General features: G+C 38.7%; 28 protein-coding genes. 10 read left to right on the top strand and 18 right to left on the bottom strand.

The genetic code is table 11. The features are described from left to right. Positions 1 to 49: 49 nt before the first annotated feature. The 5 genes from ACZ48W_RS10855 (at position 50) to ppsA (ending at position 5,598) form a co-directional block, all read left to right on the top strand. Positions 50 to 730, top strand: a complete 681-nt coding sequence (locus tag ACZ48W_RS10855) for a diacylglycerol kinase family protein (protein WP_464828472.1) — start codon at positions 50 to 52, stop codon at positions 728 to 730. Positions 731 to 809: 79 nt separating this feature from the next. Continuing rightward, positions 810 to 992: a hypothetical protein gene (locus tag ACZ48W_RS10850; protein WP_464828471.1), complete on the top strand. Its 183-nt coding sequence runs from the start codon at positions 810 to 812 to the stop codon at positions 990 to 992. Between the two features lie 86 nt (positions 993 to 1,078). After that, complete coding sequence (locus tag ACZ48W_RS10845) at positions 1,079 to 1,606, top strand: methyltransferase family protein (RefSeq protein WP_464828470.1); 528 nt, start codon at positions 1,079 to 1,081, stop codon at positions 1,604 to 1,606. A 156-nt stretch (positions 1,607 to 1,762) separates the two neighbouring features. After that, complete coding sequence (locus tag ACZ48W_RS10840) at positions 1,763 to 3,160, top strand: MBL fold metallo-hydrolase RNA specificity domain-containing protein (RefSeq protein WP_464828469.1); 1,398 nt, start codon at positions 1,763 to 1,765, stop codon at positions 3,158 to 3,160. A gap of 17 nt (positions 3,161 to 3,177) precedes the next feature. Beyond that, entirely contained in the window at positions 3,178 to 5,598 is a 2,421-nt protein-coding gene (ppsA, locus tag ACZ48W_RS10835) for a phosphoenolpyruvate synthase (protein ID WP_464828467.1), read from the top strand. A gap of 86 nt (positions 5,599 to 5,684) precedes the next feature. On the opposite strand, the gene ACZ48W_RS10830 is transcribed toward ppsA, so the two are convergent. The 7 genes from ACZ48W_RS10830 to ACZ48W_RS10800 all read right to left on the bottom strand — a co-directional run bounded on the left by ACZ48W_RS10830 (position 5,685) and on the right by ACZ48W_RS10800 (position 11,538). Next, complete coding sequence (locus ACZ48W_RS10830) at positions 5,685 to 6,965, bottom strand: ATP-dependent DNA helicase (RefSeq protein ID WP_464828465.1); 1,281 nt, start codon at positions 6,963 to 6,965, stop codon at positions 5,685 to 5,687. After that, on the bottom strand, positions 6,955 to 8,001 hold the full coding sequence (locus tag ACZ48W_RS10825) for a ribonuclease T2 family protein (RefSeq protein WP_464828463.1): 1,047 nt from the start codon (positions 7,999 to 8,001) through the stop codon (positions 6,955 to 6,957). The genes ACZ48W_RS10830 and ACZ48W_RS10825 overlap by 11 nt, the downstream gene beginning before the upstream one ends. 235 nt (positions 8,002 to 8,236) lie before the next feature. Then, positions 8,237 to 8,653 carry a hypothetical protein gene (locus ACZ48W_RS10820; RefSeq protein WP_464828460.1) on the bottom strand — a complete coding sequence of 139 codons (417 nt, stop codon included), beginning with the start codon at positions 8,651 to 8,653 and terminating at the stop codon, positions 8,237 to 8,239. A gap of 64 nt (positions 8,654 to 8,717) precedes the next feature. Next, complete coding sequence (locus ACZ48W_RS10815) at positions 8,718 to 9,671, bottom strand: tRNA dihydrouridine synthase (protein ID WP_464828459.1); 954 nt, start codon at positions 9,669 to 9,671, stop codon at positions 8,718 to 8,720. After that, positions 9,668 to 10,699, bottom strand: a complete 1,032-nt coding sequence (locus ACZ48W_RS10810) for a hypothetical protein (protein WP_464828456.1) — start codon at positions 10,697 to 10,699, stop codon at positions 9,668 to 9,670. Before ACZ48W_RS10810 ends, ACZ48W_RS10815 begins: the two co-directional genes overlap by 4 nt. A 10-nt stretch (positions 10,700 to 10,709) precedes the next feature. Further along, positions 10,710 to 11,066 carry an RNA polymerase-binding protein DksA gene (gene dksA / locus ACZ48W_RS10805; protein WP_464828454.1) on the bottom strand — a complete coding sequence of 119 codons (357 nt, stop codon included), beginning with the start codon at positions 11,064 to 11,066 and terminating at the stop codon, positions 10,710 to 10,712. A gap of 10 nt (positions 11,067 to 11,076) precedes the next feature. Further along, positions 11,077 to 11,538, bottom strand: a complete 462-nt coding sequence (locus ACZ48W_RS10800; RefSeq protein WP_464828453.1) for a 23S rRNA (pseudouridine(1915)-N(3))-methyltransferase RlmH — start codon at positions 11,536 to 11,538, stop codon at positions 11,077 to 11,079. Between the two features lie 134 nt (positions 11,539 to 11,672). Between ACZ48W_RS10800 and ACZ48W_RS10795 the strand changes: the two genes are divergently transcribed. Both ACZ48W_RS10795 and ACZ48W_RS10790 read left to right on the top strand, forming a co-directional pair. Beyond that, entirely contained in the window at positions 11,673 to 11,996 is a 324-nt protein-coding gene (locus tag ACZ48W_RS10795) for a hypothetical protein (protein WP_464828452.1), read from the top strand. Positions 11,997 to 12,012: 16 nt separating this feature from the next. Then, positions 12,013 to 12,726, top strand: coding sequence for a hypothetical protein (locus tag ACZ48W_RS10790; RefSeq protein ID WP_464828450.1), 714 nt, complete (start codon positions 12,013 to 12,015; stop codon positions 12,724 to 12,726). Here the strand turns inward: ACZ48W_RS10790 and ACZ48W_RS10785 are convergent. Further along, positions 12,716 to 13,270, bottom strand: coding sequence for a methylated-DNA--[protein]-cysteine S-methyltransferase (locus ACZ48W_RS10785; RefSeq protein ID WP_464828449.1), 555 nt, complete (start codon positions 13,268 to 13,270; stop codon positions 12,716 to 12,718). The two genes, ACZ48W_RS10790 and ACZ48W_RS10785, sit on opposite strands and share 11 nt — an antisense overlap. Before the next feature lie 32 nt (positions 13,271 to 13,302). On the opposite strand from ACZ48W_RS10785, the gene cutA reads away from it, so the two are divergent. Then, positions 13,303 to 13,623: a divalent-cation tolerance protein CutA gene (cutA, locus tag ACZ48W_RS10780; RefSeq protein WP_464828447.1), complete on the top strand. Its 321-nt coding sequence runs from the start codon at positions 13,303 to 13,305 to the stop codon at positions 13,621 to 13,623. Positions 13,624 to 13,627: 4 nt separating this feature from the next. Here cutA and ACZ48W_RS10775 read toward each other — a convergent pair whose 3' ends face one another. The 4 genes from ACZ48W_RS10775 to ACZ48W_RS10760 all read right to left on the bottom strand — a co-directional run bounded on the left by ACZ48W_RS10775 (position 13,628) and on the right by ACZ48W_RS10760 (position 17,315). Next, on the bottom strand, positions 13,628 to 14,533 hold the full coding sequence (locus ACZ48W_RS10775; RefSeq protein ID WP_464828446.1) for an alpha/beta fold hydrolase: 906 nt from the start codon (positions 14,531 to 14,533) through the stop codon (positions 13,628 to 13,630). A gap of 13 nt (positions 14,534 to 14,546) precedes the next feature. Then, positions 14,547 to 15,146 (bottom strand): trimeric intracellular cation channel family protein, encoded by a 600-nt coding sequence (locus tag ACZ48W_RS10770; protein WP_464828445.1) that lies wholly within the window; start codon positions 15,144 to 15,146, stop codon positions 14,547 to 14,549. Further along, a complete protein-coding gene (locus ACZ48W_RS10765; RefSeq protein ID WP_464828443.1) occupies positions 15,146 to 15,775 on the bottom strand; it encodes an NAD(P)H-dependent oxidoreductase in 630 nt (209 codons plus the stop codon). Before ACZ48W_RS10765 ends, ACZ48W_RS10770 begins: the two co-directional genes overlap by 1 nt. Before the next feature lie 289 nt (positions 15,776 to 16,064). Next, on the bottom strand, positions 16,065 to 17,315 hold the full coding sequence (locus tag ACZ48W_RS10760) for an IS110 family RNA-guided transposase (protein ID WP_464827685.1): 1,251 nt from the start codon (positions 17,313 to 17,315) through the stop codon (positions 16,065 to 16,067). 217 nt (positions 17,316 to 17,532) lie between these two features. On the opposite strand from ACZ48W_RS10760, the gene ACZ48W_RS10755 reads away from it, so the two are divergent. Beyond that, a complete protein-coding gene (locus ACZ48W_RS10755) occupies positions 17,533 to 17,979 on the top strand; it encodes a low molecular weight protein-tyrosine-phosphatase (protein ID WP_464828441.1) in 447 nt (148 codons plus the stop codon). Between the two features lie 331 nt (positions 17,980 to 18,310). Here the strand turns inward: ACZ48W_RS10755 and ACZ48W_RS10750 are convergent, their stop codons facing one another. Then, a complete protein-coding gene (locus ACZ48W_RS10750) occupies positions 18,311 to 20,566 on the bottom strand; it encodes a sensor domain-containing protein (protein WP_464828439.1) in 2,256 nt (751 codons plus the stop codon). Between the two features lie 609 nt (positions 20,567 to 21,175). Between ACZ48W_RS10750 and ACZ48W_RS10745 the strand changes: the two genes are divergently transcribed. Beyond that, on the top strand, positions 21,176 to 21,931 hold the full coding sequence (locus ACZ48W_RS10745; RefSeq protein ID WP_464828437.1) for a VIT1/CCC1 transporter family protein: 756 nt from the start codon (positions 21,176 to 21,178) through the stop codon (positions 21,929 to 21,931). A gap of 239 nt (positions 21,932 to 22,170) precedes the next feature. On the opposite strand, the gene ACZ48W_RS10740 is transcribed toward ACZ48W_RS10745, so the two are convergent. From ACZ48W_RS10740 to ACZ48W_RS10720, 5 genes are all read right to left on the bottom strand, one after another. Then, positions 22,171 to 22,470: a hypothetical protein gene (locus ACZ48W_RS10740; protein ID WP_464828436.1), complete on the bottom strand. Its 300-nt coding sequence runs from the start codon at positions 22,468 to 22,470 to the stop codon at positions 22,171 to 22,173. After that, on the bottom strand, positions 22,467 to 23,876 hold the full coding sequence (locus tag ACZ48W_RS10735; RefSeq protein WP_464828434.1) for a CCA tRNA nucleotidyltransferase: 1,410 nt from the start codon (positions 23,874 to 23,876) through the stop codon (positions 22,467 to 22,469). Before ACZ48W_RS10735 ends, ACZ48W_RS10740 begins: the two co-directional genes overlap by 4 nt. Positions 23,877 to 23,960: 84 nt before the next feature. Beyond that, on the bottom strand, positions 23,961 to 24,521 hold the full coding sequence (locus ACZ48W_RS10730; protein WP_464828431.1) for a YqiA/YcfP family alpha/beta fold hydrolase: 561 nt from the start codon (positions 24,519 to 24,521) through the stop codon (positions 23,961 to 23,963). A 35-nt stretch (positions 24,522 to 24,556) separates the two neighbouring features. After that, positions 24,557 to 25,237, bottom strand: a complete 681-nt coding sequence (locus ACZ48W_RS10725) for a class I SAM-dependent methyltransferase (RefSeq protein WP_464828430.1) — start codon at positions 25,235 to 25,237, stop codon at positions 24,557 to 24,559. A gap of 3 nt (positions 25,238 to 25,240) precedes the next feature. After that, complete coding sequence (locus ACZ48W_RS10720; protein ID WP_464828428.1) at positions 25,241 to 25,630, bottom strand: tautomerase family protein; 390 nt, start codon at positions 25,628 to 25,630, stop codon at positions 25,241 to 25,243. Between the last annotated feature and the right edge of the window lie 35 nt (positions 25,631 to 25,665).

Genomic DNA, 25,665 nt, shown 5'->3' with positions numbered 1-25,665 from the left:
TTTAAACCCGGAGTAAATTCTATTGTATAATTCGGGTTAAAGGATATGGATGAAGATACTTTCTATTGGTAAAACCTTGCATCATGATAGACTGGATATCACTTCTATAGACGCTTCCTCTTTACCTGGGCATGATGACATAGAGCTCTATTCCTATATCATCATCAATGGCGGAGACGGTACCATAAGAAGAGTACTGAAACAACTGCATGACTTAAAGCACATTCCTACATTTATCCTTAATCCTACAGGCTCTTTTAATGTCGTCGCCAAGATCCACCGTGCACCCAAGATAGAGAAAGTTTTGGATGCTCTTGCAAACGGCGAAACCCCTAAAACCCAAAAACACCACCTTTTTAAACTCAATGATGAGATCTTCCTTTTCTCAGCAGGGAACATGGGAGACCTTCAACATATTTTTCTCTCTGAGACCCTGCGCTTTGGTCTTCTTAAACAAGGTATACTCAAATATATTCTTTCTGTACTGTTTCTTCTCCCCCTACATGTTATCATGACACCTTTTATGCTTCTGAGTTCCACAAGATTTTTTATTTTTACTCCCGCACGTTTCATTAAAAAATTCGGCAGTTTTTACGGAGAGGTTCAAGAGATCAACATCGACCTGGAGAATGAGTACAATATGTTAGAACTTGATGGAGACATTGTTACTGTTCATGGAAGATATCTGAAAATCAGGCAAGCAGGAAATGTAGCTGTTGTTACTGCATAGACAATAAGATCCGGATCCATTTAAAAACTATTAAACCATTTCATGTATGATCTAATTATACTATTTAAAGGAATGAAATATGGATGATAAAAAAGTAAAGATCACAGGATTGGAGATCCCTTTCATCGATCTGGTGATACTCATGGTAAAATTGGCATTTGCTTCAATACCGGCGATCATTGTGATCTATTTTATTTTTGCATTACTCGGAGTCTTTTTCAATGGGATCTTCGGTATGTTCCTAATGCATCCGGCACTTTAGGACTCAAAAACAAGGATTATATCCATCTTGAATTACGACCTGATAAAATAAGGTATAATTATTAAAATAATAATAAAAGATTAAATATGAAGATGAAGACCTCTGTATCCGTAGTCATTCGAATGATATTATGGTTGGCCATGATAGCCGGAGGTACTGCCTTTTCTCTTATCAGAGATTGGCATACTCCTCTCTTTCATGATCTCCCTTTTCATTTGATAACAGCTCTTTTGGGATATCTAATACTTGTTTTGGCTTTTCGTGCTGCGGCAAATGGTGGAAAAGAATTGGCAAAAGGCCGTACGGGTGATATCCCCCGTCTTGAAACCAACCGTTTGGTGACAAGCGGACTCTATAGCTGTATGCGTCATCCTATGCTCTTTGGACTGACACTTTTGCCATTGGGATGGGCTCTTTTAACAGGTTCTCCTACTTTTATCTTTATTCTTGCCCCTCTTGAGATGCTTTTTATCATCATCATGGTCATACTTTTTGAAGAAAGAGAAGTAAACCAAAAATTCGGTAAAGCCTATCAAGCCTATAAAAAGAAAGTACCTATGGTCTCCTTTCAATGGGAATGCCTGAAGATACTTTTTGCCAAGGTACACAAATAAAGAAAGTCTATTGAACTGATCTCTTTTTTGAGGCAGAACACTTTTATAAAAGAATCATATCTTGGCAAATAGGAATATTGGGCAAAGTATTAGTGTATAATGTATAAAAAGATTTTTTGATGATGCTCTCAGAAAAGTTAAAATCAAGGAGTGAGAATGGCAACTGTTACCTCTTACGGAGCGGCAAAAGTCGTGACGGGGTCCTGTCACCTGCTTGCCATCGAGGGTGGCCCGCGTATTCTTATTGACTGTGGGATGTTCCAGGGTCAGGAAGAAAAGCGCAACTATAACAGGTTTGATTTTGATCCTTCAGAGATCGATTATCTGTTTATCACACATGCACACCTTGACCATGTGGGTCGCATACCAAAACTTGTCAAAGAGGGTTTCTCCGGTATGATCCATGCCACAGCTGCAACAAGGGATCTTGCAGAAGTCATATTGCTCGACAGTGCAAAGATCATGAAAGAGGACTATGAAACACACTACAAAAAAGCACTTCGGCGCGGAGAAGAAAACAAAGTACGTACTCCATTATACACAGAAGAAGATGTAGAAAACACTTTTATGCTTGAATGGCACTATCCCGAATATGGTACTGCATTTGAACTGGGTAAGGGTATCTCTGTCACCTACAGAAATGCCGGACATATTCTGGGGGCAGCATTTATTGAGATCACCTACACTGAACATGAAAACAAATATACCATTGTCTTCTCGGGTGATATTGGAAATAACAACAATATGGTCCTTCCAGACCTGGAAAACTGTACACATGCTGATTATCTTTATGTCGAATCAACCTATGGCGATCGAAACCATCAGGATATGGATGCAAGTATCACCGAATTCAAACGAGTGATCATCGATACACTGCACAACTGGGGAAATGTCCTGATACCTTCATTTGCGATTGAACGTACCCAGGAGATACTCTGTCTTTTAAAAGAGATGCATGAACATAAAGAGCTTCCGGAATGCCATATCTTCTTGGACAGCCCTATGGCAACAAGAGCAACGGATGTATATCGGAAATATTCCGATCTCTTAAGCCTGGAATGTCAACGCAACAAAGAAAAAGATGGGACTATTTTTAATTTTGAGGAACTTGTTTATACTCCGGATGTTGAAGGATCAAAAGCGATCAATGAGATCGACCGCCGTGCCATTATCATTGCCGGCAGCGGTATGTGTACGGGAGGCAGGATCCTGCATCATTTCAAACATCGTTTATGGAACAAGAAAAATGCTGTGATCTTTGTCGGCTATCAGGCTGTCGGAACACTTGGCCGTCATATCGTGGATGGCGCACGATGGCTGAAGATCTATCATGAAGATATCCTGATCAAAGCCAGTATACATACTATCAATGGTTTCTCTGCACACGCAGATCAGAAGGGTATTTTAAAATGGATCTCGCAGATAGAAGACCTGAAACAGATCTACCTGATCCATGGAGAAGAGGACAAGCAGGTGATCTTACGCAGTGTACTTGAGAATGCACTGCAGCAAAGAGCTCATATTGTTGAACCGGAAGAGGTGATCTACCTCTAAACATATAAGGAGAAAAGATGCGTTATATTAAATGGTTTAGTGAGATCGGCATTGAGGATGTCCTGGAAGTAGGCGGTAAAAATGCTTCATTAGGAGAAATGTACCAGAATCTTACGGCTGAACAGGTACGCGTTCCCAACGGATTTGCGATCACCGCAACAGCCTATAACAAAGTACTCGATACCAATGGTGCTTTGGCAAAACTGCATGCACAGCTTGATGATCTTGATCCTGATGATGTAGAACAGCTGCAGGTACGCGGTAAAGTCTGCCGTGACATCGTTTATAACTGTACACTGCCTGACGATCTCAAATCTGAGATATTACAGGGATATGACGCACTGAAAAAAGAGTATGGCGAAAACGTTTCATTAGCCGTACGCTCTTCTGCCACTGCAGAAGATTCTCCAGAAGCCTCTTTTGCCGGTCAGAACGATACCTATCTCAACGTTACTTCACCCGAAGCATTACTGGATGCTTACAAGCGCTGCCTTGCTTCAAACTTTACCGACCGCTCCATACACTATAAATTCGATAACAGCTTTGACTACTTCAAGGTAGAGCTTTGCGTTGTCGTCATGAAAATGGTACGCAGCGATATCGGTGCCAGCGGTGTAATGTTCAGTATTGATACAGAGACAGGTTTTAAAGATGTTGTCTTTATCAACGCAACCTATGGCTTGGGTGAAAATGTCGTTCAGGGTACCATAGACCCAGACAGTTTTTACGTTCATAAACCAACATACAAAAGTGGACATCGTACAGTATTAAAACGGCGGCTTGGAAAAAAAGAGCTTACGATGGTCTTTACAGATACACTTAATACGGACAATATTGCCGTAGAATACACAAAAAATATCCAAACACCGGAAGAAGCCCGAAAACAGTTCTGTATCACGGATGATGATGTCATGATCCTGGCGGATTACGCCATCAAAGTTGAAGATCACTATTCCCAAGAAGCAGGGTATCGTAAACCCATGGATATGGAATGGGCCAAAGATGGCATAGACGGGTTCATCTATATGGTACAGGCACGTCCGGAGACAGTAGAATCACAGAAAAAGGGCAATATCCTTGAAATGTATCATCTTAAAGAGACAGGAAAGTTACTGGTGAGCGGTCGTGCCGTCGGTACGAAGATCGGACAGGGAAAAGTACATTATATTACCGACGTGGCACATCTCAGTGATTTCAAACCGGGTGAAGTATTGGTCACTGATACCACAACACCGGACTGGGAACCTGTACTGAAAACAGCAGCAGCTATCGTTACTACACGTGGCGGGAGAACCTGTCATGCAGCAATAGTAAGCCGGGAGCTTGGTATACCGGCTATTGTAGGGACTGACAATGCAACAGAAGTACTGCAGGATGGGCAGGAAGTAACAGTCAGCTGTGCCGATGGCGAAAACGGTCATGTGTATGAAGGTCTGCTTGATTTTGAGATTATCAAGACAGACCTGAGCCACCTTCCGAAAACAAAGACACAGATCATGATGAACCTCGGCAACCCCGATATCGCTTTTTCGCTCTCTTCTCTTCCGGTAGACGGTATCGGTCTGGCACGTATGGAATTTATTATCAATGAGTATATCAAAGCACATCCAATGGCACTTGTACATCCTGAAAAAGTTGATGAAGCAACCAAAATACAGCTTGAATCATTGAGCAAAGCCTATAAGAATATGGAAGAGTTTTTTATTAAAACACTTTCCGAAGGAGTGGCGACGATCGCGGCTACAGTCTATCCAAATCCATGTGTCGTGCGCATGAGCGATTTTAAAAGCAATGAATATGCAACACTGTTAGGTGGAAAATTCTTCGAGCCTGATGAAGCCAATCCGATGATCGGTTTCCGTGGAGCAGCACGCTATGCTCATCCAGCCTACGAGGAAGGATTTGCTCTGGAGTGTACGGCGATGAAGCGGGTACGTGATGAGATGGGCTTTACGAATGTCATCCTGATGATCCCATTCTGCCGACGGGTCAATGAGGGTAGAAAAGTTATCGATACAATGGCTAAATATGGTTTGAAACGCGGTAAAAACGGACTAAAGGTCTATGTGATGTGTGAAATTCCGAACAATGTCATCTCCATAGATGCTTTCAGTGAGATTTTCGACGGCTTCAGTATCGGAAGCAACGATCTTACCCAGCTGACCCTTGGTGTTGACCGTGACAGCGAGATCGTTGCATTTGATTATGATGAACGTGATCCGGGTGTAATGAAGATGATCGAGATGGCGGTACAGGGTGCACAACGGAACAAACGTCACAGCGGTATCTGCGGGCAGGCACCTTCAGATTATCCTGATGTAGCAGAGTATCTGGTCAAACTGGGGATCGACTCTATAAGCCTCAATCCCGATAGTGTCCTCAAAACCATTCAGGATGTGGTTAAATTAGAAAAAAAGCTTGAACACAATGTATCATGAAGCTTATTTATCTGCCGATACTCTCCTTCTTCTCTAGCTAAGGGAGGCAGTTTCCCTGAAAAAAGGAGTTCAAGGTATTTTTATCCTTACAGAAGTTTTTGATAATAGGCTACTACCCTCTCATCTACATGAATTACCTTATGTAAATACTGCGTCAGGTCTCCCCGATTGAAATCAATGCGCAGCTTTTTAGGGTCTATGGCTCTTGAGATAGCCACATAGAACTGGCTCGGAGCAAAGATATTATCTACATTACAGACAAGATTGTCTATGCTCATACCTTGAGACTTGTGTATGGTAACAGCATAAGCCAATTTAAGAGGGAACTGTGAAAGTGTGGCAAGAGACATCGTCTCTACAGTACCATCATCTTTGACTATCATATCCAGTAGGTCAAAGTCATGGCGTTCTACCCTGACAAACTCATCCTCTTTTTCTACGATGAGATAATCATCTTCGATCTTATGAAGGATACCCCTCTCTCCATTGACAAATTTACCCCACTTATTCACGGTAAAAAGTATGGGCACCCCCTCTTTAAGTGTGAGTTGTTCTGAAATAGGCAACATATTTTTCCAACCTGCCAATTTCTTTTCATGTACTTTTCCGAACATCTCTATATTTGCGAAGAGAATGGTCTCTTCCGTATCGAGTTCGTTTATCTTGGCTCTGTTGGTCTGTTCCACTTCCAGGTTACGTCCATACAGGTATGTCGGGTCTTTCCCCATCCCTTCTGTGTTCCAAAGTTTTGTCATGTAACTTACCACTTCTTCATCACAGATACCTTTTCGGACTTTTGAAAGGATATGCGTAAACTCTGCATCTGTGGTACGCTTCATTTCAGTCAATTCTATCACCATCAGGTCAAAACGTTCCCATGCCATGCTCTCAAAGGCATAAAGTTTATCTCCAAAGATATCGTTTCTACCGTTTTGTTTTTGTACAGGTGGCAGCTGAAAGAAATCTCCCACAAAAAGTACCTTACCAAGGTAACCATAGTTGTTCAGTCTGTATGCTATCATGTCCAACAAGTTTGTACTCACCATAGATATCTCATCGATGATAATGAGGTCTGTAGCTTTAAGTACTTTTTTAAGATCAGTAAGCCTTTTCTTTGCTCGTTTATCCCCTGCTGCGAGTTCATCAAAGTTGGACGCTATGCCAAAGACAAAAAAGCTATGCACAGTAAATCCACCTATATTTACTGCACTCACACCTGTTGAACCCAAAGAGACAACCTGCTTTCCTCTTTTACGGTAATCAGAGATCACCTCATTGGTAATATAACTTTTCCCTACACCAGCACCGCCTGTTAAAAAGACATTGGAGTGTTTAAGTGCTTCAAGCACATCTACTTTATCTGCCAAAACCAGCCCTGTCTATAAGTCCTCTTTGACAATGACTGCGTGTCTGCTTGCCTCTTTTAAGCAGTATATTCAAACTGACATTGTCTCCGCTTCCCAGATGCAGCCAAAGTTCCGTAATAAGCCCATCTTTACATTTTAACTCTACTCTCTTGCCTGTTCCTGCACCGAAACTTTTATCAAAATGCTTTTGTATCTGCGACAAAGAGACTTTTTTCCCTATATGCTTGGTAAAGAATATACCAACATCTGATTCATTCAACTGTTTTACCAATGAAATGGCCTCTTTGTAATACTGCTCTGCATCCGTACCGTAGCAGGAACCGTGTTTGAACCACTCATGCTTATGGAGACTGGAGCTGAACCCGGGCATGACTTCAGCCAAAGCTTTTTGCGTCTCGACTGTCAGATCCAAAGAAGGTAGTTTGTTCCAATATTTGTATCTGTCCATAGTGATGATTTTTCTGTCTACATTACAGTATATTTTGCTTTTAGGTTGAGGCCAAAGTCCATGCAGTACGAAATGACTTTCATTGTAATGCGGCTTGAACATGGAAAATAATCTTCTTTTACACTCTTTTTTATTGCGGTGTGTTTCACAAAAAGCATTATGCCAACTCAGTACTAAAATATTTTGTTCTGAGCTCACAAGAGCCGCAGTTTCGGATCTAGATCGGAGATATGAATGCTTTTTATACGTTTCTCTTCCGGAAGAAGCTTTACCGGATCCATCCCCGATACCGATAACCTCACTCTGGACTTTTTCGACATTAAGGGGATTGGAAGTTTTACTGTGTTTTGGGAAACAACTGTTATCTACCCATCGCTGTGCAGGCTGTTCACCTTTGATAAGAATAAGGATCTGTCCTTTGTTGTGTTCCAGGATCGTATATTTTTTAGACGTATCCAACATAACCTGATGGGTGTTTTTGCTGTGTTTCATGTTGTTGAATGCAGGACACTCTTTGACGGCAAAAGCTTCTTCTCTTGCCATTAATGAAACGATAAAAACCATAAGTATGATAATGTGTTTATTCATTCTATCATGCCTCAATATTTTTTGAATATTATACTGTAATAATATTCCAAACACCATCCGGTAACGGATCAGACAATAAAATATAAATAGATCCCATCAGTCTGTATCACTCATAATAAGAATAAACTCCGGAAGTGCATTGTGAACCATGATCAGGCCTTATTCCAGGAGACCAGGTATATACATTAAGAGAAACTGCCAAGCCCTGAAATGAAAGAGTTGTAGCCGGCCTGTTTCAGATATACATGAACTGTGAGAGAAAAATAATGGTAAGAACAAATGCAAACGGCAATATATGGCTTTTAAAAACCAAAGGCTGTATCTTCAGATAAACTTGCAGGAATCCTCTTAACCCGAGCCAGATACCCAAAAAAGCTTTCAAAGAAAGCAGTATTTGAAATCTTGTCAGTCCCTCTTCCCCTATTGGACCGTAGACCTGGGTTATGAGATAAAGTCCTGTCAATACAGCAACGATCAGACTGGGCGGTACCACTTTACGCACATATTTCATAAAAGATTCTCTGATCTTTGCATGTGTTTCTTCATCAAAAGATCTTTTGATCTTTGTAAGAAAAAGGTTGTCTGTGATCAAAAAACCACCATAAATGAATGCTGCAAAAATATGAATCGTCTTAATTAATACAAAAGTCATAATAAAGCCTTGGAAATAATTTGATGGGATTATAGTATAATGATGATTTGAAACCTTTGATATATCAACTGTTTCTAAAAAAATCCTGTGAAAAAAATTCTTCTACCACTGTTCTCATCTCTAAAGGATCATCTATACGGTTCACAAGATCTCTGAAGGCGGAAGCCCCCTGATACCCTGCTTTTGAATACGTATGAAGATGCTTACGGAACATCACAGCACCATACTTGCCGTAATGAGCTATCATCTGGTCAAAATGTTCCAGTACGACTTCCTGGACAAGTGTACTCCCGACATTTTCTTTCCCTGTTTTTATCTGATGAAATATCCATGGGTTGCCTACTGCGGCACGTCCTATCATAATGCCGTCTACCCCTGTATGCTCAAGTACCCATTTTGCTTTGGCCGGCGAATCAATATCGCCATTTGCAATAACAGGGATGGAGAGCATTGACTTTATCTCTGCGATCGCATCATAATCTACCGCAGCTTTATATCTGCCTGCTCTCGTTCTGCCATGCACTGCAATAAAGTCCGCTCCACTTTCCTGACATACTCTGACGATCTCTATATGGTTTTTCTCATCAAAGCCCAATCTGATCTTCACCGATGTCTGCTCTTTATTGGAGTATTTTTTGATCGTTTCTATCACTTTCCCCATCTGAACAAGATCGGTAAGCAGTGAACTTCCCTGAAGATTATTCACCACTTTAGGTGCAGGACAGCCACAGTTCAGATCTATGATATCCACACCCTCTTTGGTATTGATGATCTCTACGGCGCGCTTTATAACATTCAAATCCGAGCCTGCTATCTGTATGGAGTATGGTGTTTCCAAAGCACTTTTTTCTAACATTTTATGGGTTTTTTTACTGTCATGGGCTAGTGCATTGGAGCTTATCATCTCACTGACCGTAAGGTCTACACCGAACTTCTTGACAACAGAACGGAAAGGGAGGTCAGTAAAGCCCGCAAGCGGGGCTAAAGCATAAAGAGGTTGAGAAAAATCTAACTTCATTTACAAATGGAATCTATCTCGATGAGATCTTCAAGTTTATAGTTTTTATGCTCTTTTTTAAGTTCATAAAGTGCTCTGAATTTTATAAATTCATTCTCTTCCTGCTCTTCCAGATAAGCATTAACCTCATCTAAAAGTTCATAATCAAAAAGCAGATAAAGATAGGCATTCTGTGCTTTAGGGTTTTCAAGTTGATACTTTTTAAAAAGCGACAGGTTCTCATCCGGTGCAAAATGTTTTTTTGTAATATTCGCTATCTGTACGAAATCCGTACATGTAAGTTTCAATGATTCAACAAAGTCATTCAGAATCTCACTGCTGAGTCCCATATCTTCCTCATGATCTACTCTGTTAAGCATAACATGGAAATTTTCAGAATCAAATATCTTGGCATATTTTCGTGCTTTATAAAATGTCTCTTTGCGTGCAAATATCTGCAGAGCTTGTTTTTGTACCAGTGTGGAGTACTTTGATGAGGATTTCATCACTTCTTCGACAAATTCATGATCCGTTTCCAAACGGTTCAGTCTATTCTGTATCAAATGGGGATTGCCTTCGTTAAATACTTTGGCCATCTTATTCTCTTTCAGATCAACATATTCACCGTTTTTGATTTTATTAATGACATTAACAACTTTTGACAGTCTGGGGTTAAGCCCTTCAACACTGTCCAAAAGTGTTAAAGAGGATTTTCCCAGAAGTACTGCTGAGTGCTTGAATTCATCTATTGCATATTTCTGTTCTTTCGGTTCATTTACCAATGACCAATAAAGTGCATCATCCAGAGTGGTTGTATCTCTCTGCCATTTTTTAAGTTTAAAATAACTTTTCAAACCATGAAAGATCATATGAAACACAGTAAATACAAGCAAAACAAACATAGGCAGGATCACCCATACTGCTACAGGGAAATTGAAATTTATCCCCATGATCTCCACCAGATAATTATTCGGATTGATCGTATATGTCAACGCACCGATAATAGCTCCAAGTGTGAGTGCTGCAAAAATATATAAACCAAGTCTCATATTCTACCCCTTACTTTTCTTCTTTTTCGTTGATCTCCCGGCATGTGATACAAAAACGTGCAAAGTTCTTTACGTCCAACCGTGCTTTGCCTATAGGCTCTTCACACATTTCACAAATTCCGTAAGTTCCATTCTTTATTTTATCTAAAGCAAGTTCAATTTCGTTTAATTCTTTACGCTGTTGTACCAAAATAGCGCTATCAATGATAGTTTCTGCAGATGCAGCTGCATAATCACCCTCATCACTAAGGTCAAGATCTCTCATTTCGTCTAATTCAAGTGCTGTTCCCGTAAGATTCTTTTCTATTTGAACTCTTCTGTCCAGTAACTTGTTCTGAAATTCTTCCAACTCTGCTTTTGTTAACATCTATATTTCCCTATTTATGATATGGGTGATTGTTATTAATTGTAAGCCCTCTAAAGATCTGCTCCAATAAAACAACTTTCACCAGTTTATGTGAAAGCGTTATTTTACCAAATGATATGGCATTATTACATTTATCTAAAAAATCCCTCTCAAAGCCGTATGCACCGCCAATATAGAAATTTACAGTAACGCTATCCTTAAGCAATTTTGCAAAATCAAAACTATCTACCTCTTTTGACGAAGGATCCAAAGCGATATTTACACCAGAACTTAAATATTTTTCCAATGCTTTTGTATAGGATTTTTGAGCTGCCTCAGGTGAAATATCCTGAGCTTTGGCGATCTCTTTATCGAAAAGTTCAATAACTTCAACCTTTGCAAAAGGTTTTGCTATCTTCTTATAATGTTCTATCAGTGGAGCATAAAGCTGATCTTTACCCTTTTTATCAATAATGATGACATTTATTTTCATATCAATACCCTAAAAAATTTTGTTATTGTATCTATAAATCGTTTTTAGTATCGTTAAAGAAAATGACTTTATTACATCTATTCTTTTTACTCTAAACTATTTTCAATACAATACTATACTAAAAAAGGTTTATCATGCAAAAAGAAGAAATTATCACCACACTCAAAATGCAATACTCAAGAGACTTACGAAAACAGTTGGTCAAAACAATATTAAACAATGAGAAAGATCAAGACAATGAAGCTGTCAAACAACAATACAACCTTATGAATCAAATATTTTCCTATGTTCTTAAAGAGTGTAACTGGTCCATGTCCCAGAACTCAGAAAACTGGGATAATTCCCCTCTTGATATCATGGTAGAAGTATTTCCGAAGTTAGAAACAACACAATGGTACAAAGAACAGGATATTGATATAAAGAAAAACATTGATGTAGTCATAGGTCAACCCCGGTAACAAAAGATCAAACCCCATGAATAACATACAACTAGGTATCCATCACCTCCCTTATGATGAGATTACAAATCCTGAAATACTTCATAGATTCATTTATCCGGATATGTTAAAGAATTACTACTGGAGTGATGACTTTTCCCCTGAGTATTACATTGCGCAGGCTAAAGCCGGCTTTATTGCAGTGACGGATTACTATGAAGAGAAAGAGTTACTTCTCCCGGAAATACAGTTCAGCTATGCTCTTTTGGATTTCAGGGACTTGCATATCAGCAGGAAAGCAAAAAAGCTGTTAAATAAAAAGGAACTACAACTTGAGATAAGTCAGAACTTGGATGAAGTAGTTGCCGGCATCAACAAGTCGCATAAAAACAACTGGCTCACACCTCGTTATTTTGATACCCTTAAAGCCACACAGGATATAGATGAAAACTTCAAAATGATTTCGGCTTGTATCAGAAATGAAGAGAAAGTTATCGCAGGAGAAATAGGCTATATCATAGGAAAGACCTATACAAGTTTAAGTGGATTCAGCAGTAGAGAGAAAAAATACCATAACTATGGGACAGTCCAGCTTGTCCTGCTTGCAAAGTATTTGGAAAAGAATCATTTTGCTTTTTGGAATTTGGGACAACCCTATATGTCCTATAAACTTGCACTTGGTGCCAAAGTCTATGAACGACAGGCATTTTTAAAGCGCTGGTTTGAAGCGACAAGACCCTCTACATCGTAAATAAACTCTTCTCAAGTTCAAGTAACTTCTTCTTTACTTCCAACCCACCGGCATATCCCGTCAGTTTTCCATCACTTCCGATGATACGATGACAAGGTACAAAGATGGAGATAGCATTGGCACCATTGGCATTGGCTACCGCCCGAACTGCTTTTTCATTTTCTATCTTTTTTGCCAAATCAGAATAAGAAGATGTTTCACCGTAAGGGATCCGGATAAGTGTATTCCATACAGACTTTTGGAACTCCGTACCGACAAAAAGCAGAGGTACACCAAAGGTTTTTCGGCTGCCTTGAAAATACTCGGAAAGTTCATCTTTGACTTGTTGCAAAAGAGCACTCTCTTTCTCTGAAAAAGTGGCATTGAGCCCTTTTCCCAGTCGGGCATCTATCCTTTCTCTCATTTTTCGATATCGCCAGTCTGCCATGCATAATCTGCCTTCATGTTCCCCCAGGACAAGTTCACCAACCGGTGTTTTGAAATATTGGATATGTATTTCAGCAGGTTTCAAAGGCTCATTTTTGAGTGAAGATCTTTCTTTCATAAGACATTATACTAAATCTGATAGAATAACCTATGAAAACAAATACATTCTGCATTATCAGTACAACAACAGATGATGAGAACATTGCAAACCTCATCGCTGATACACTGCTTCAAAAACATCTGGTCGCCTGTGTGCAAAGTCACACGATCCAGAGTCAATATCACTGGCAAGGTGTTCTGGAAAAAAGTCATGAAACCGTGTTACAGATGAAAAGCAAAGTCTCTTTATTTGGAGAGATCAAAGCAGAGATAGAGGCATTACACGCTTATGATGTACCGGAGATCATTATGACACCCATCCTCGATGCAAATCCTGAGTACCTTGAGTGGATAGAAAAAGAGATAGAATAAGATCTTATTCAATCCTGTTGTATGATTTTAAAAGCTCATCGATAATTTCATCCATCTGATCAAAGACAATGGAGAGATGTCCTTCATTCGGATATACTTTAAATACTGCACCTGAAATTTTTTCTGCCATTGCTTTCGACATAGAAACCGGTACAGCCAGATCTTTTTCTCCGTGCCATAGGAATATAGGAGAACTGTTTATCTCTTCAGGCAAAAAACCCCATGGTTTGCCAAATGTAAGTATCCCGTCACAAGCTACACCTTTACTACCCTGTCTGTAAGACTCTCTGAAAGTATCAAGTAACATTTTTCTACTGCTTTCATTCTCTACGAGTTTTTTATCTACATCATCCAAAGAGACAAGAATATTTTCCAGGAATTGGTCCGCTTTTGCATCATCCTGACTGAAGCGTCCTTCCAGATACCAGAATACCGGTCTCACGAACCATGGGATTGTCTGTGCGATGAAAATGAAAATACGGTTCTCTCTGAGCATCTTTTCAGTACCAAATTCAAAAACAGGGGCTATACCGGAAATAATACTGCAAAACAATATCCGCTGGGGTATTTTGTATGCACAAGCCAAAGCATACGGTGTACCTGCCGAAATACCCATCACAGCAAAATCATCTATATGAAGTTTGTCTGCCAGATATATGATATCATCTACAAAGTCCAATATCTGACGCTCATCCTGAAAAGTAGACAGCCCTATACCCGGCCTGTCCGTCCCTATGACCCGTATTCCTGCTTTTTTCATTTTCTCATGTGCAATATGCACTTCCAGGCGGGAAGAGTTCAACCCGTGAAAAAGAAAAAGAGGCCTTCCCTTTGGATCACCTACTTCAGCATACCCCAATACTCTTCCGTCAGGCAGTGTTACCCTTTGATCTAAACACTCTTCTATCATTACCTCACCTTTTTTATATCAATGGTATGGACCATTTTTTATAATACGCTACGATCCTAAGCAGGACACCCAGTATAAAAATAACAGTGATAGGATAAAAGTACATCATTTCCAGAGAGTTCAACAGATACAAACTAGCCCCTACCAACAGTGATATCGTACCGTAAAACCCTGTTTTGAATACAAAGGGTATTTCATTGATGATCACATCTCTGATGATCCCCCCGCCTACAGCCGTTACAAAAGAGAGGACCAGTACTCCTGTAAGGTTCAATGCCTGTTCTATGGCTATAAGCGCTCCTGTGATACTGAAAGAGATCAGTCCTATGGAGTCGCTGAGTATAAACAGAGGTCTGTTCTCTATGCTGTCTCTTCTGTGAAATTTAAAGAGTATAAGCAACACCATAACGATGATGATAATGACAGCCGGGACATTATGTGTAAAAGTGTAAGGTGTTTTATCTACAACAATATCTCTAAGAATACCACCGCCGAGTGCGGTTAAAAAAACCGATATCAGTATACCTAGAAAATCCAGTTTACTTCTTACTGCAACAAAAAATCCGGAGATCGCAAAAGCGATGATACCGATGTATTCTGCTATTTCAAACATTAGGAGATGAACTCTACCACTTCATCGAACGGCAGTCTGAGCTGTTCTGACTGTTCCTTCAGTCTGTATCCGAAAGGCAGCAGTACAGAAACCCGATACTTGCTTCTGTCCAGGCCCAGAATATCTTCGACCTTCTCTTTTTCAAACCCTTCTATAGGACAGGAGTCTACCCCTGCAAAAGCTGCTGCTGTCATCATATTGCCCAGTGCGATATAGGTCTGTCTGGCTGTCCATGCATAAATATTCTTATCTGTACTGAGCGTCTCTTTGAGATGTTTTGAATAGAGGTCGATGTAGCCGTCTAATTGTTCTTTTGATAATGGGCGTCTGGCAAATCGTTTAGCAGGTATGCCACTCTCTGGCTTCACATTTTCTATGGCTGCTAAAATAACGACCAGGTGGGAACAGGAAGTTATCTGTATCTGGTTCCAACATTCTGGACGCAACTTCTCTTTCAACGCTTCATTTGTAATGACTAAAAACTTCCATCCTTCCATCCCGAAAGAAGAAGGTGACTTTCGTCCTGCTTCCAGAATATAGTGCATCGTTTCATCATCTATCTTTTTACTCTCATCAAACACTTTGCAGGCATGTCTGAAATCCATCGCTTTTGTAAAATCATTGGTCATTGCGTATCCTTTAATTTAATATACTGGCATTAAAAAGTTCATTTTTCATTTATAAGAAAATTTTCCTCTTTTATAACAAATTATACTAAAATACTCTCCATATTCAATAAACCATCCTATAAAGAATAGCTTAAACCAATAGCTGTTTTTTATAGACAGAGGTATCCTGTTGGATTATTTGAGTATTTGAAAAGAATATTCAAATGATCAAATAGATACTAAAACAATATTTGGTCAATGTTCATTAAAAACTCATTGTTTTCACAAGTGCTAAAACTAACGGGAATATTTACCTGTTGGGGATAAATACTCTATGGGCTTGATAAGGTTCATTGTGTTTGACTATGGAATACATGATCGCTGCTATTTTCTTGGAGATAATGATTAAAGCTTCTTTCTTGGATTTACCCGAAGAGACTTTGTCTCGAAAGATCTTGTTTAGCTGAGGATTGTGCAATACAGATCCTACTGCAGCCATATAAAGTGCATGTTTGGCAATAGGTATGCCTCTTTTTGCAAGCCTGCCTATAGAATTGGAGTTGCCAGATTGATACTGTGTAGGATAAAGACCAAGATAGCCAATAAAAGCTTTGGCTGAATCAAATCGCCTGAGATCTCCACATTCTCCTAATATGGCAGAAATGGTTTTATCTGAGATACCGGGTATACTTTGGAGATTTTCAATAGAATTGTCAATTGTATTTATTTCTTCGGTAATAAGTTGTTTGATTTGTTCTTCAATATGCTTCTTTTCTTGACATAAAAGCTCTAATATCCTAATATTAGTAGTGATCATTAGAGATCTGGCTTCATAGGCACGACCAGCATATACTGAAGTATTGGCAAGATCGATCAGGAACTTGGCTTTATCTTCAGAGAAGTTGTTACCTTTGATATGACGGAATAGACGAGTCAGCTTCTTTGGCGTAGCTTTTTGCATATCTATTGCAGTAGGGTAGACTTTGATGATCGCAAGTGCTGTCTTGGTAAAGATATTTGGAAATACTCTGCCAATCTCAGGATTGACAGTCGCCATTACAGTAGAGATTTCCCTCTTGATGGTTTTTATCTTCTTCTCCAGTGAACGTTTGGTTCTGCCTAATACCTTGACTGAATGATAGGCATCATTGGAGATATGACTCTCTTTGTATTTACCGGTAGATAAAAGTTCCGCAATGACATAGGCATCAATCGCATCATTCTTTACTTTTCGTATGGTACGGAAATCACGAAACTTGGCAGTCTGATAAGCGTTTAGCAAAACGGCTTGGTAGTCATTGTCTGTAATATATTCATACAAATTCTCAGAAAAAGCTCCTGTTGATTCTATACCAATAATAAAATCATCATTGTCTAATGACAGGTTGGCAAACTGTTCAATCAGCCTTCTTAACCCAAGAATATCCGTATAGATCCAAAATGGTTTTACAGCAAATTCACCAGCATCATCCAGGATGCACACATAATGTTTTTTTTCAGCAACATCAATTCCAACATAATACATTTTAAACCCCTTGAGTGTTAGTTTTAAAGTTCTCATAGCTTCGTGTTATACAAGGTAGAAGTTCTTACACTCCTCCTTAGCATCCTATAGATGATTTTATAAAGCTAACACAAGACGTTTTATGTGCTGGTACCAAAGTCCAAAAAGGAAAAAAACTTGTTTACTGTTAGCTTTTGTGAAAACTATGAGTCTTTATTGAACTCAACCTTATTTTATCGATTTGGTTGATAAATAGATTATACGAAGGAAAAACGTGAAAAAGATCTTGTTCGTCTGTTTAGGAAATATTTGCCGTAGTCCGCTGGCTGAGGGTGTTGCACAATATATTGCACAGCAGAAAGATTTGGATCTGGAGATAGACTCTGCAGGTACAAGCAACTGGCATGAAGGGGAAAAACCCTGTGGACATTCCATTAAAGTCGCCGGACAAAACGGCATAGATATCAGTAAACAAAGATCACGACCTGTCACAAAGCAGGACATAACATACTTTGACTGTGTCGTAGCGATGGATGAACAGAACAAAAGTGATCTGGAGAATTTTGGATTTACCTATGTCTATAAACTAGGTAACTTCGGAGGCTATCAGGGATCAGATGTCCCAGACCCCTACTTCTTCCCCGGTTTTGAAGGCTTTGAAAAGGTATTTGAAATGGTGGAAAATTGTGTGAGTGATTTTTTAGAACAGGAGTGTAAATAGTTCACTGTATTTCCTTCAAAATTCCTTTTGCTTCCTTGGGTTATCATGGTACTGTTAAAATATTTCTGTAATTTTATCTTCAGCTTTTAGATATACTCTTAATACGGCAATAAGCTAATAGAGGGACAAATGTTCCACTAATAAACAGTTAGCTTCAAATAATACAAAGGGGGGGGAAACATGAATACAATCGACGTAATAAGAGAATTTTTTGGCTGGTGCTCTGTAATCAATATGGGATTATTGTTATTGTTGGCGATTATCATGGTCTCGTTACACGACCGATTTAAAACAGGGTTAGCAGATTATCAATATTTATTGGACTCGATTTCTAATGGTTCAATCCTTTTTGAAGCATAACTTCCATCTTATCTGCAGGTATAGGCTTACTGTAAAAATATCCTTGAATATGTATACAACCATTTTCTACTAAAAAGTCTCTTTTCTCAGACGTCTCAACACCTTCAGCAACAACTCTAAGATTTAAACTTTTTGAGAGTGCTATAATAGATTTTGTGATTCCGGCATCCTTCTCATCAAAGGGAAGTTCTCTTATAAAAGATTGATCGATTTTGATTTTATTTATAGGTAGTTTTTTTAAATAAGACAAAGAGGAATAACCTGTTCCAAAATCATCGATCGCTAATTCAACTCCAAGTTCACTAATACTCTTTAGAACTGCCATGGCCTGTTGAGGATTGTTCATTATTGCACTCTCTGTTATCTCTAACTCCAGCCACTCAGGCTTCATCCCTACTTCAATCAGCATATCATAAAGCATAGAGATAAAATCCTCTTCCTGAAGCTGTTTTCTAGCAAGGTTCAGTGCAAGTTTTCCGGGATTCAATCCTTTTTTATACCATTCTACCAGCTGTGTCATTGCCGTTTTCATTACCCATCTATCCAGTTCAACTATCAAACCTGTATCTTCTGCTATAAATAAAAACTTATCTGGATCAATTAAACCTTTACTGGGATGTTGCCATCTTACAAGAGCTTCCATACCTATAAGTTTATCAGTATATCCATCTATTTGTGGTTGGTAGTAAACTAGAAACTCTTCATTTTTTAAAGCTTGATAAAGATTTGTCTCCATTTGAACTCTTTCAAATGCCAAATCTGTCATTTCTGAAGAGTAGAACTTATAGTTATGTCTACCCTCCTTTTTAGCTTTATACATAGCAGCATCTGCATATTTTAAAAGATGTGAAGCATCATCACCATCTTCAGGATATAAACTTATACCGATGCTTGATGAGACATATAGAGTATGGCCCTCTACATGTATCGGTTGTTCTAGCACATGTATGATTTTTTGTCCCAGCAATGCTGCATCGTGTGGCGTTTTGAAATCTTCCATAAGAATAGTAAATTCATCTCCACCCAAACGAGCAAGTGTATCTGTACTTCTGATTTTTGCTTTTAAACGCTGTGATACCTCTTTAAGAACTATATCTCCCATATCATGACCTAACGAATCGTTGATCTGTTTAAATCTATCAAGGTCAATAAAAAACAGAGCCAGTCTTGTATGATTCCGCTTGGCTATAGAGACTCCTTCTTCTAAAGCGTCATTAAACAATACACGATTAGCCAATCCTGTTAATCCATCATAATAAGCTTGATGATGCAAAACATCTTTTTGTTTGCGTAATTTATTTTGAGCCTGAAGATGCATTGTTATATCTCTGGCTGATTCAATAATACCTATACAATTTTCTTCATTGTCAAACAGAGGAGATACCGCAAGCTCAGCAAAATATTCTTTTCCATTTACAGCAGTATGATTATGAACTACTGTAGTAGATTGCTTTGTTTGAAGAACTTGCTTAAGCGGACATGGATGTTCATCTCCATCACATGGGGTAGAACGATGATGTGAAATTTCATAACATTTTGGTTTACTTACATCTGCAATCATCTTTTTATCTATTGATCTTTTTACTGTTGCATTCATTAGACTAACGGTATAATCACTGTCTATTACCATAACCGGGTCACGAATACCATCTATTACAGACTGTAAATATCTATATTGCTGATGTAGTTCCTGTGTACGTGTTTTTACTTTTTGCTCTAACGATACAGTAAGTTCTTTTAAAGAGTTTTGAGCTTTTTTCTCAAAGGTAATATCTTCAATATTTGCAACAAGAATAATTTTATCTCCATCTATCGCAACACCAAACCCGATTCTAATGGGGAAGATTGTTCCATCTTTGCGTTTTCCTTCAAGTTCAACATGGCTATTTATAATGCCTATTGATTCTCTTGTAGCCATAAAGTGATTAAATGCTTTTAAATGTTTAGCAGAAAGATACTCTGGTATGATATTAAGTAGAGAATCTTTGTTTAACATCTCTTCTTTTGAATATCCAAACATATCTTCAGCACTTTTATTAAAGATAGTTACAATCTGCTTTTCATTTGTGGAAATAATCGCATTTTTATTTGACTCAATAACAGTCGAAGTAAAATGTTCTTTTTGTTTCAAAAGAGTTAGAGTTTGATCATATTTTTTAGTGATGGTATTATTTTGATGTAATGCTTGTTCACATAATCTTAGTTTTCTTTTTAACTCATTTGACATTACAAAAAACCTATTTTAAATTTGCATATATTACGTCTAATCCACTCTGTAGATTTTTTAAATAAGCAAGTGCATTTTAGATATTGTTATACCTTCTTGCTTAATTTTAGTTCTAAATAATAATTATTATTAAATTTTCATTATATTTGGGTTAACAACTGGTATTTGTTTGGAAAAGGAAAAGGGCATTGTGAAATAATGATACATTAAATTATTATAATTATTATGCACCAGCAATAAGCCAAATCCAACATAACAACGAATACTATAGCTACTGGTTTAATAAATCATCAGTTATTTCAAAAGTTATGAAAGTATCGTATTTTTTCCCAGTTTGTATAACTTCACTCAAAACCTAAAATAGATCCAAATCCATCGTTAGCGAAAAAGCAAATTTATTCTATTATTTACAAATTACAGGTGAGACTTAAACAAGAGCACTTTTAATAACTATAGATATTTTCAAAAAAACCTTAAAATATATCATATTTTCAAAAATATACAGACATTTAAGTTATACTGATAATATGAAAATAAAGCAATCATAGGAGAAAGTGTTCCTATAAGAGATAGTTAGACATATTATAAAGGGCATGTAGGCACGATAAAATGAAAAAGAACAGCTATAAAGAACTTCTTAGAGAACATCATCCGGAGGCAATCGAAAAACGCCTGAAACTCCCAGCCAAGTCTCAGAATATTTCTGATGCTGTTCTTGGTGGAATAGACGGATGTGTAACGACCTTCGCTGTTGTTTCAAGTGCTGTTGGCGCCGGCCTTCCTTCCGCTGTGGCCCTGATAATGGGTTTTGCCAACCTATTAGCAGACGGCTTTAGCATGGCTATAAGCAGTTATGAATCCATCAGGGCTGAGATAGAATTTGTAGAAAGAATCAGGCGGACTGAAGAAGAACATATTGACAAAATACCGGATGGTGAACGTGAAGAGATACGGCAAATATTTCAAAAAAAAGGTTTTGAGGGAGAAACCCTTGAAGAGATCATTAATACGATATGCCAGGATCGACATTTATGGATCGAAACAATGCTCACAGAAGAACATGGCGTACAAAAAAGTACCTCGAACCCATGGAAATCAGCAATCACAACCTTTGTTGCATTTCTTTTTGTTGGAGCAATGCCTTTGATACCATTTCTCATTCCAGCCTTGGAAATGCAGCAGCAGTTTTCCCTAAGTACAGGTCTTGCTGGAATAATGTTCTTTTCAATCGGGGCAATTAAGGGCCTTGTATTTACTAAGCCAGCATTTGTTTCCGGTCTAAGGACTCTATTCACAGGCGGTACAGCAGCAGGCCTTGCTTTCCTCACAGGTTATATACTGAGAAATGCTTTTGGCGGCATCTGATGCACAGCGTTTTCCTCATCCCAGGCTCCGAGAAGAAAAGAACCTACGGAAGTGAAGACTTCAGTCTCTACTTTCAAGAACAATGAGTTCTTGCACAGTCTCTCCAGTTTGGGGATGTATACGAGAGTAATACCCAATCTCCTTAAATATGCACTACAAAAGAGATAATGTCTCCCTACAACTCCTCCATCTCTACCTCAATACTCCTCATCTTCGCACCCTCATCAAGAACGCTCTGCCTATAGAGATGGGTTGATACCCATATGCGTATAAAAATACCTGTCTTCATACATCAAAAGTGTTTTCCTGATATCATCCGTGATCTCATCAGATCTCAGCGGTATCCTCAAAAAACCGTCTTCGCTCAGCCGGTTCCTCATCAGATACCCATCTTTGTCATAGATTCTTGTAGATTGCGGTTTATAAAGTCGTTTGACATCCAAAGGGTAGAGTGTATTAAGAAGCAGGAAGAGTAGAAACAAAGTGATGCCCATAGCCAGAACAATCTTGACTGCGGTAGTCACTTTATCTATGGTCATGTCGCTAAAAACTCCTTTTTAACATACTCCAATGCTTTTTCCTTGCTACAGAGCGTCCCCTCCAGTTGCAAGTCATATACCTTTGCCAGAATCTTTTTAAATTCCGGAGACGGTTCCAACCCAAGGTTTATCAGGTCTCTTCCCTGTAAAAGATTCTCCAGAGGTTTGTTCTGTACCCTCAAAGCTTTTGCTTTTTCAAGCAGCCATTCCCCTGCCTCATAGTGACCTCGAAGTGACTCTTCTGCAGTACGTCCCAGAAAGTTTGCTTTTGCAACTGTAACAAGTTCCTCAATATTTACTTTTGTGGCTAATTTTCGGATAGCTTTATCCTTGGCACCCTCTTTATAGAATTGTGAGGGCTTCAGATGATATTCTACCAAGGGCAAGATACTTTCTATGAGCTGATGTCCACTTCTCAGTCGATATATAAAACTTCTTGTAAGTTCTATCCCTTCATACTCATGCCTTATGGCTCTTATATTTCCATCTTTATCTATGGTAGTAGTGGCAGCTTTTCCCAGATCATGGCAGAGGATGGCAAACATATATTTCAATCTCTGTTTTTCATCAATTCTCTCTGCTCCCTGCTCTCTGCTGCCTGCTACCTGCTCTGCCATTGCATCGACGCTCATCATCGTATGCACCCATACATCTCCCTCCGGATGCTGCTTTGGTGACTGTGGTACACCTATGATAGCCTGAAGCTCCGGAAAATAGTGCAGGATACCCAGTTCTCTCATGAGTTCAAAACCTATAGAAGGTTTAGGCGACTTGAGTAATAATTTTGTAAATTCAACATAGACACGCTCTTTAGGCAACTCTTCCAACATGCCCTCTTTTACCATACGCCGACAAAGGATCTTTGTCTCTTTTGCGAGTTCAAATCCAAAGCGTGCAGAAAACTGTACTGCTCTATAAACCCTTAAAGGGTCTTCTATAAAGGTCTTCTCGTCAATATACCGTAATACCTTTTTCTCTATATCTGCTTTCCCGCCATAAGGGTCTACGAGCCTGGCACTTTCTATCTCATACCCCATTGCATTGATAGTAAAGTCACGCCGTTTTGCTGCCTCTTCAAAATTTAAAGAACCATCAACCTGTACATCAAAGCCACGGTGTCCTGTACCCGTCTTTTGCTCTTTACGGGGAAAAGAGAAATCATACTCTTCACTCTCATGGCTGAACTTTAACACCCCAAAGCTTTTACCTACCAGATTGACCGAACCATAGACTTTAAGCACTTCTTCAAGCTGTTCCATACTCTCTAAGCCATACACTTCAATATCATAATCTTTAATAGGAAGCCCTAAAAAGTAGTCACGCACACTTCCACCTACTATGATGGCTTTGGCGTTTTGTTTCCGGAGGACTTTGGAGATAGTTTGGAGGATTTTTGGAACTCTCACATAAACTCTTTTTTGTATGATTATATCTTAAAGGCACCTCTAAAAACCCTGAATACTCATAATGGGTTTTAGAGTTTCCCTTATTTATATGCTGAGATAATCATCTATTTGTTCAAAATATCTTTCAACTCCGTCAAAACTGTGACTACCGCCATCCTCCAATACCAGCTTGGCATCAGGCAATTTCTCCAATGCTTCATTGTAATCCAACACATCATCGCCCTTTTGAAGCATAAGTAAATAGTGTTTTGCATCAGGCTTTTCTACCTCATACTTCTCAAGCATCTTTACATGAGATTCATTCCACTCAAAACTGCTCTCATCATAATAGTTACGTGCAAGCCCCTGTTTATTTATGACTCGTCTAAGTGTCTTGGCAGACTTCATTGCAGGATTGATAAGCACTGTTTTAAGCCCATACTTCTCAGTCAAATAGATAGCATAATATCCACCTAAAGATGACCCTATAAGCCTTACCTCAGCATAAGACTCTATAAGTTCCTCCAAGGTGCTTATTGCCAATTCAGGAACATAAGAGAGTGATAGTGCGATAAATGGTATATTCCGACTTTTAAAATAGTGACGAAACTTGTTGGCTTTTCCACCTTGCCCGGAGCTGCCAAAGCCGTGTATATAAATGATCATTTCCCCTCCTCTTGTTTCTTACTCTTTTTACTCTACTATCCTTGCACTACTTTCAACATCTCATTGGCTCCTCTTTGGAACTCATAATTTGTAGCAACGATATCAACATTGTATCCAAGACCTTGCAATGTTTTTACAATGATATCCACATAGGGCGATCTCTCTCCTTCTAAAGTCACTAATGGAAATATACGCACCTCGTTAGCTACTCTCAACATCTCTAAAATAGCATCTATATGAAACTTCTCATCTAAATGCTCACTATATAAAAAGAGAAAATGTGAAGAGAGTGCCAGATCAAACCGGGCATTTTCAAAAGGAAGTTCCGGTAACTCTGCTGCAATATACCTGCCCTCCTCTTTACCCTCTTCATAATCCATCATAAATTCCATCATCGCTTCTATACGTACCTGGTAAAGTGTATCAGGATCAGGAATATTATTCCATACAAAATCATCTTTATGTACTTTTACCTGTTCCATGACCTTATCGGAAACTTCATCGATACGATTCATGATCTCTTTTTTACTGTAAGCATACAAAGGATCAACAGAAACAACACTTCCGCCATCCAAGTCCACCTCAGTATTGAAACTCGATGGACCATCACCACATCCAAGTATCTTTTTAGTTTCTATCTCTTTACTTGAGAGTAAGAACATCGCTCTATACTCATCAAGATTTCGTCCCCATGGGACTATGTTTTCCAGTTTCATATTTTATACCTCTACTTCATAATCTAATTGTATCTCATCTCCACATATCCCACGAAATCCCCAATTACATGCTGGAGTTTCAATGATACATATTTCAACATCAAACTTATCTATATTTAAATTTTTCTCTAACTTCTCAAAAAGTAATTGTATAAGCTTTTTCTTTGTCTGTACTTTTCTGCCCTCCATTATCATTATCTCTATGATCATATAGGCTTTACTTCTATTGTCCGGGTAAAACATATCTTCATCTTTCATCGGAAAAAAACGATGAAACTTTTTATCTTTGGGAAACTTCAACGCTTCCACCACACAGTTATGAATCACATCCGATAACTGCTCTTTTATAGGATTTAAATAGGCATCTATCCCATATATTTTTATTTGTGCCATATACATCCTTAATGCACTTCAAAACAATAAAATCC

The organism is Sulfurovum aggregans, from assembly GCF_055385215.1.
The sequence above is the reverse complement of the archived record's forward strand: the minus strand, read 5'-3'. Positions and strand labels throughout refer to the sequence as shown.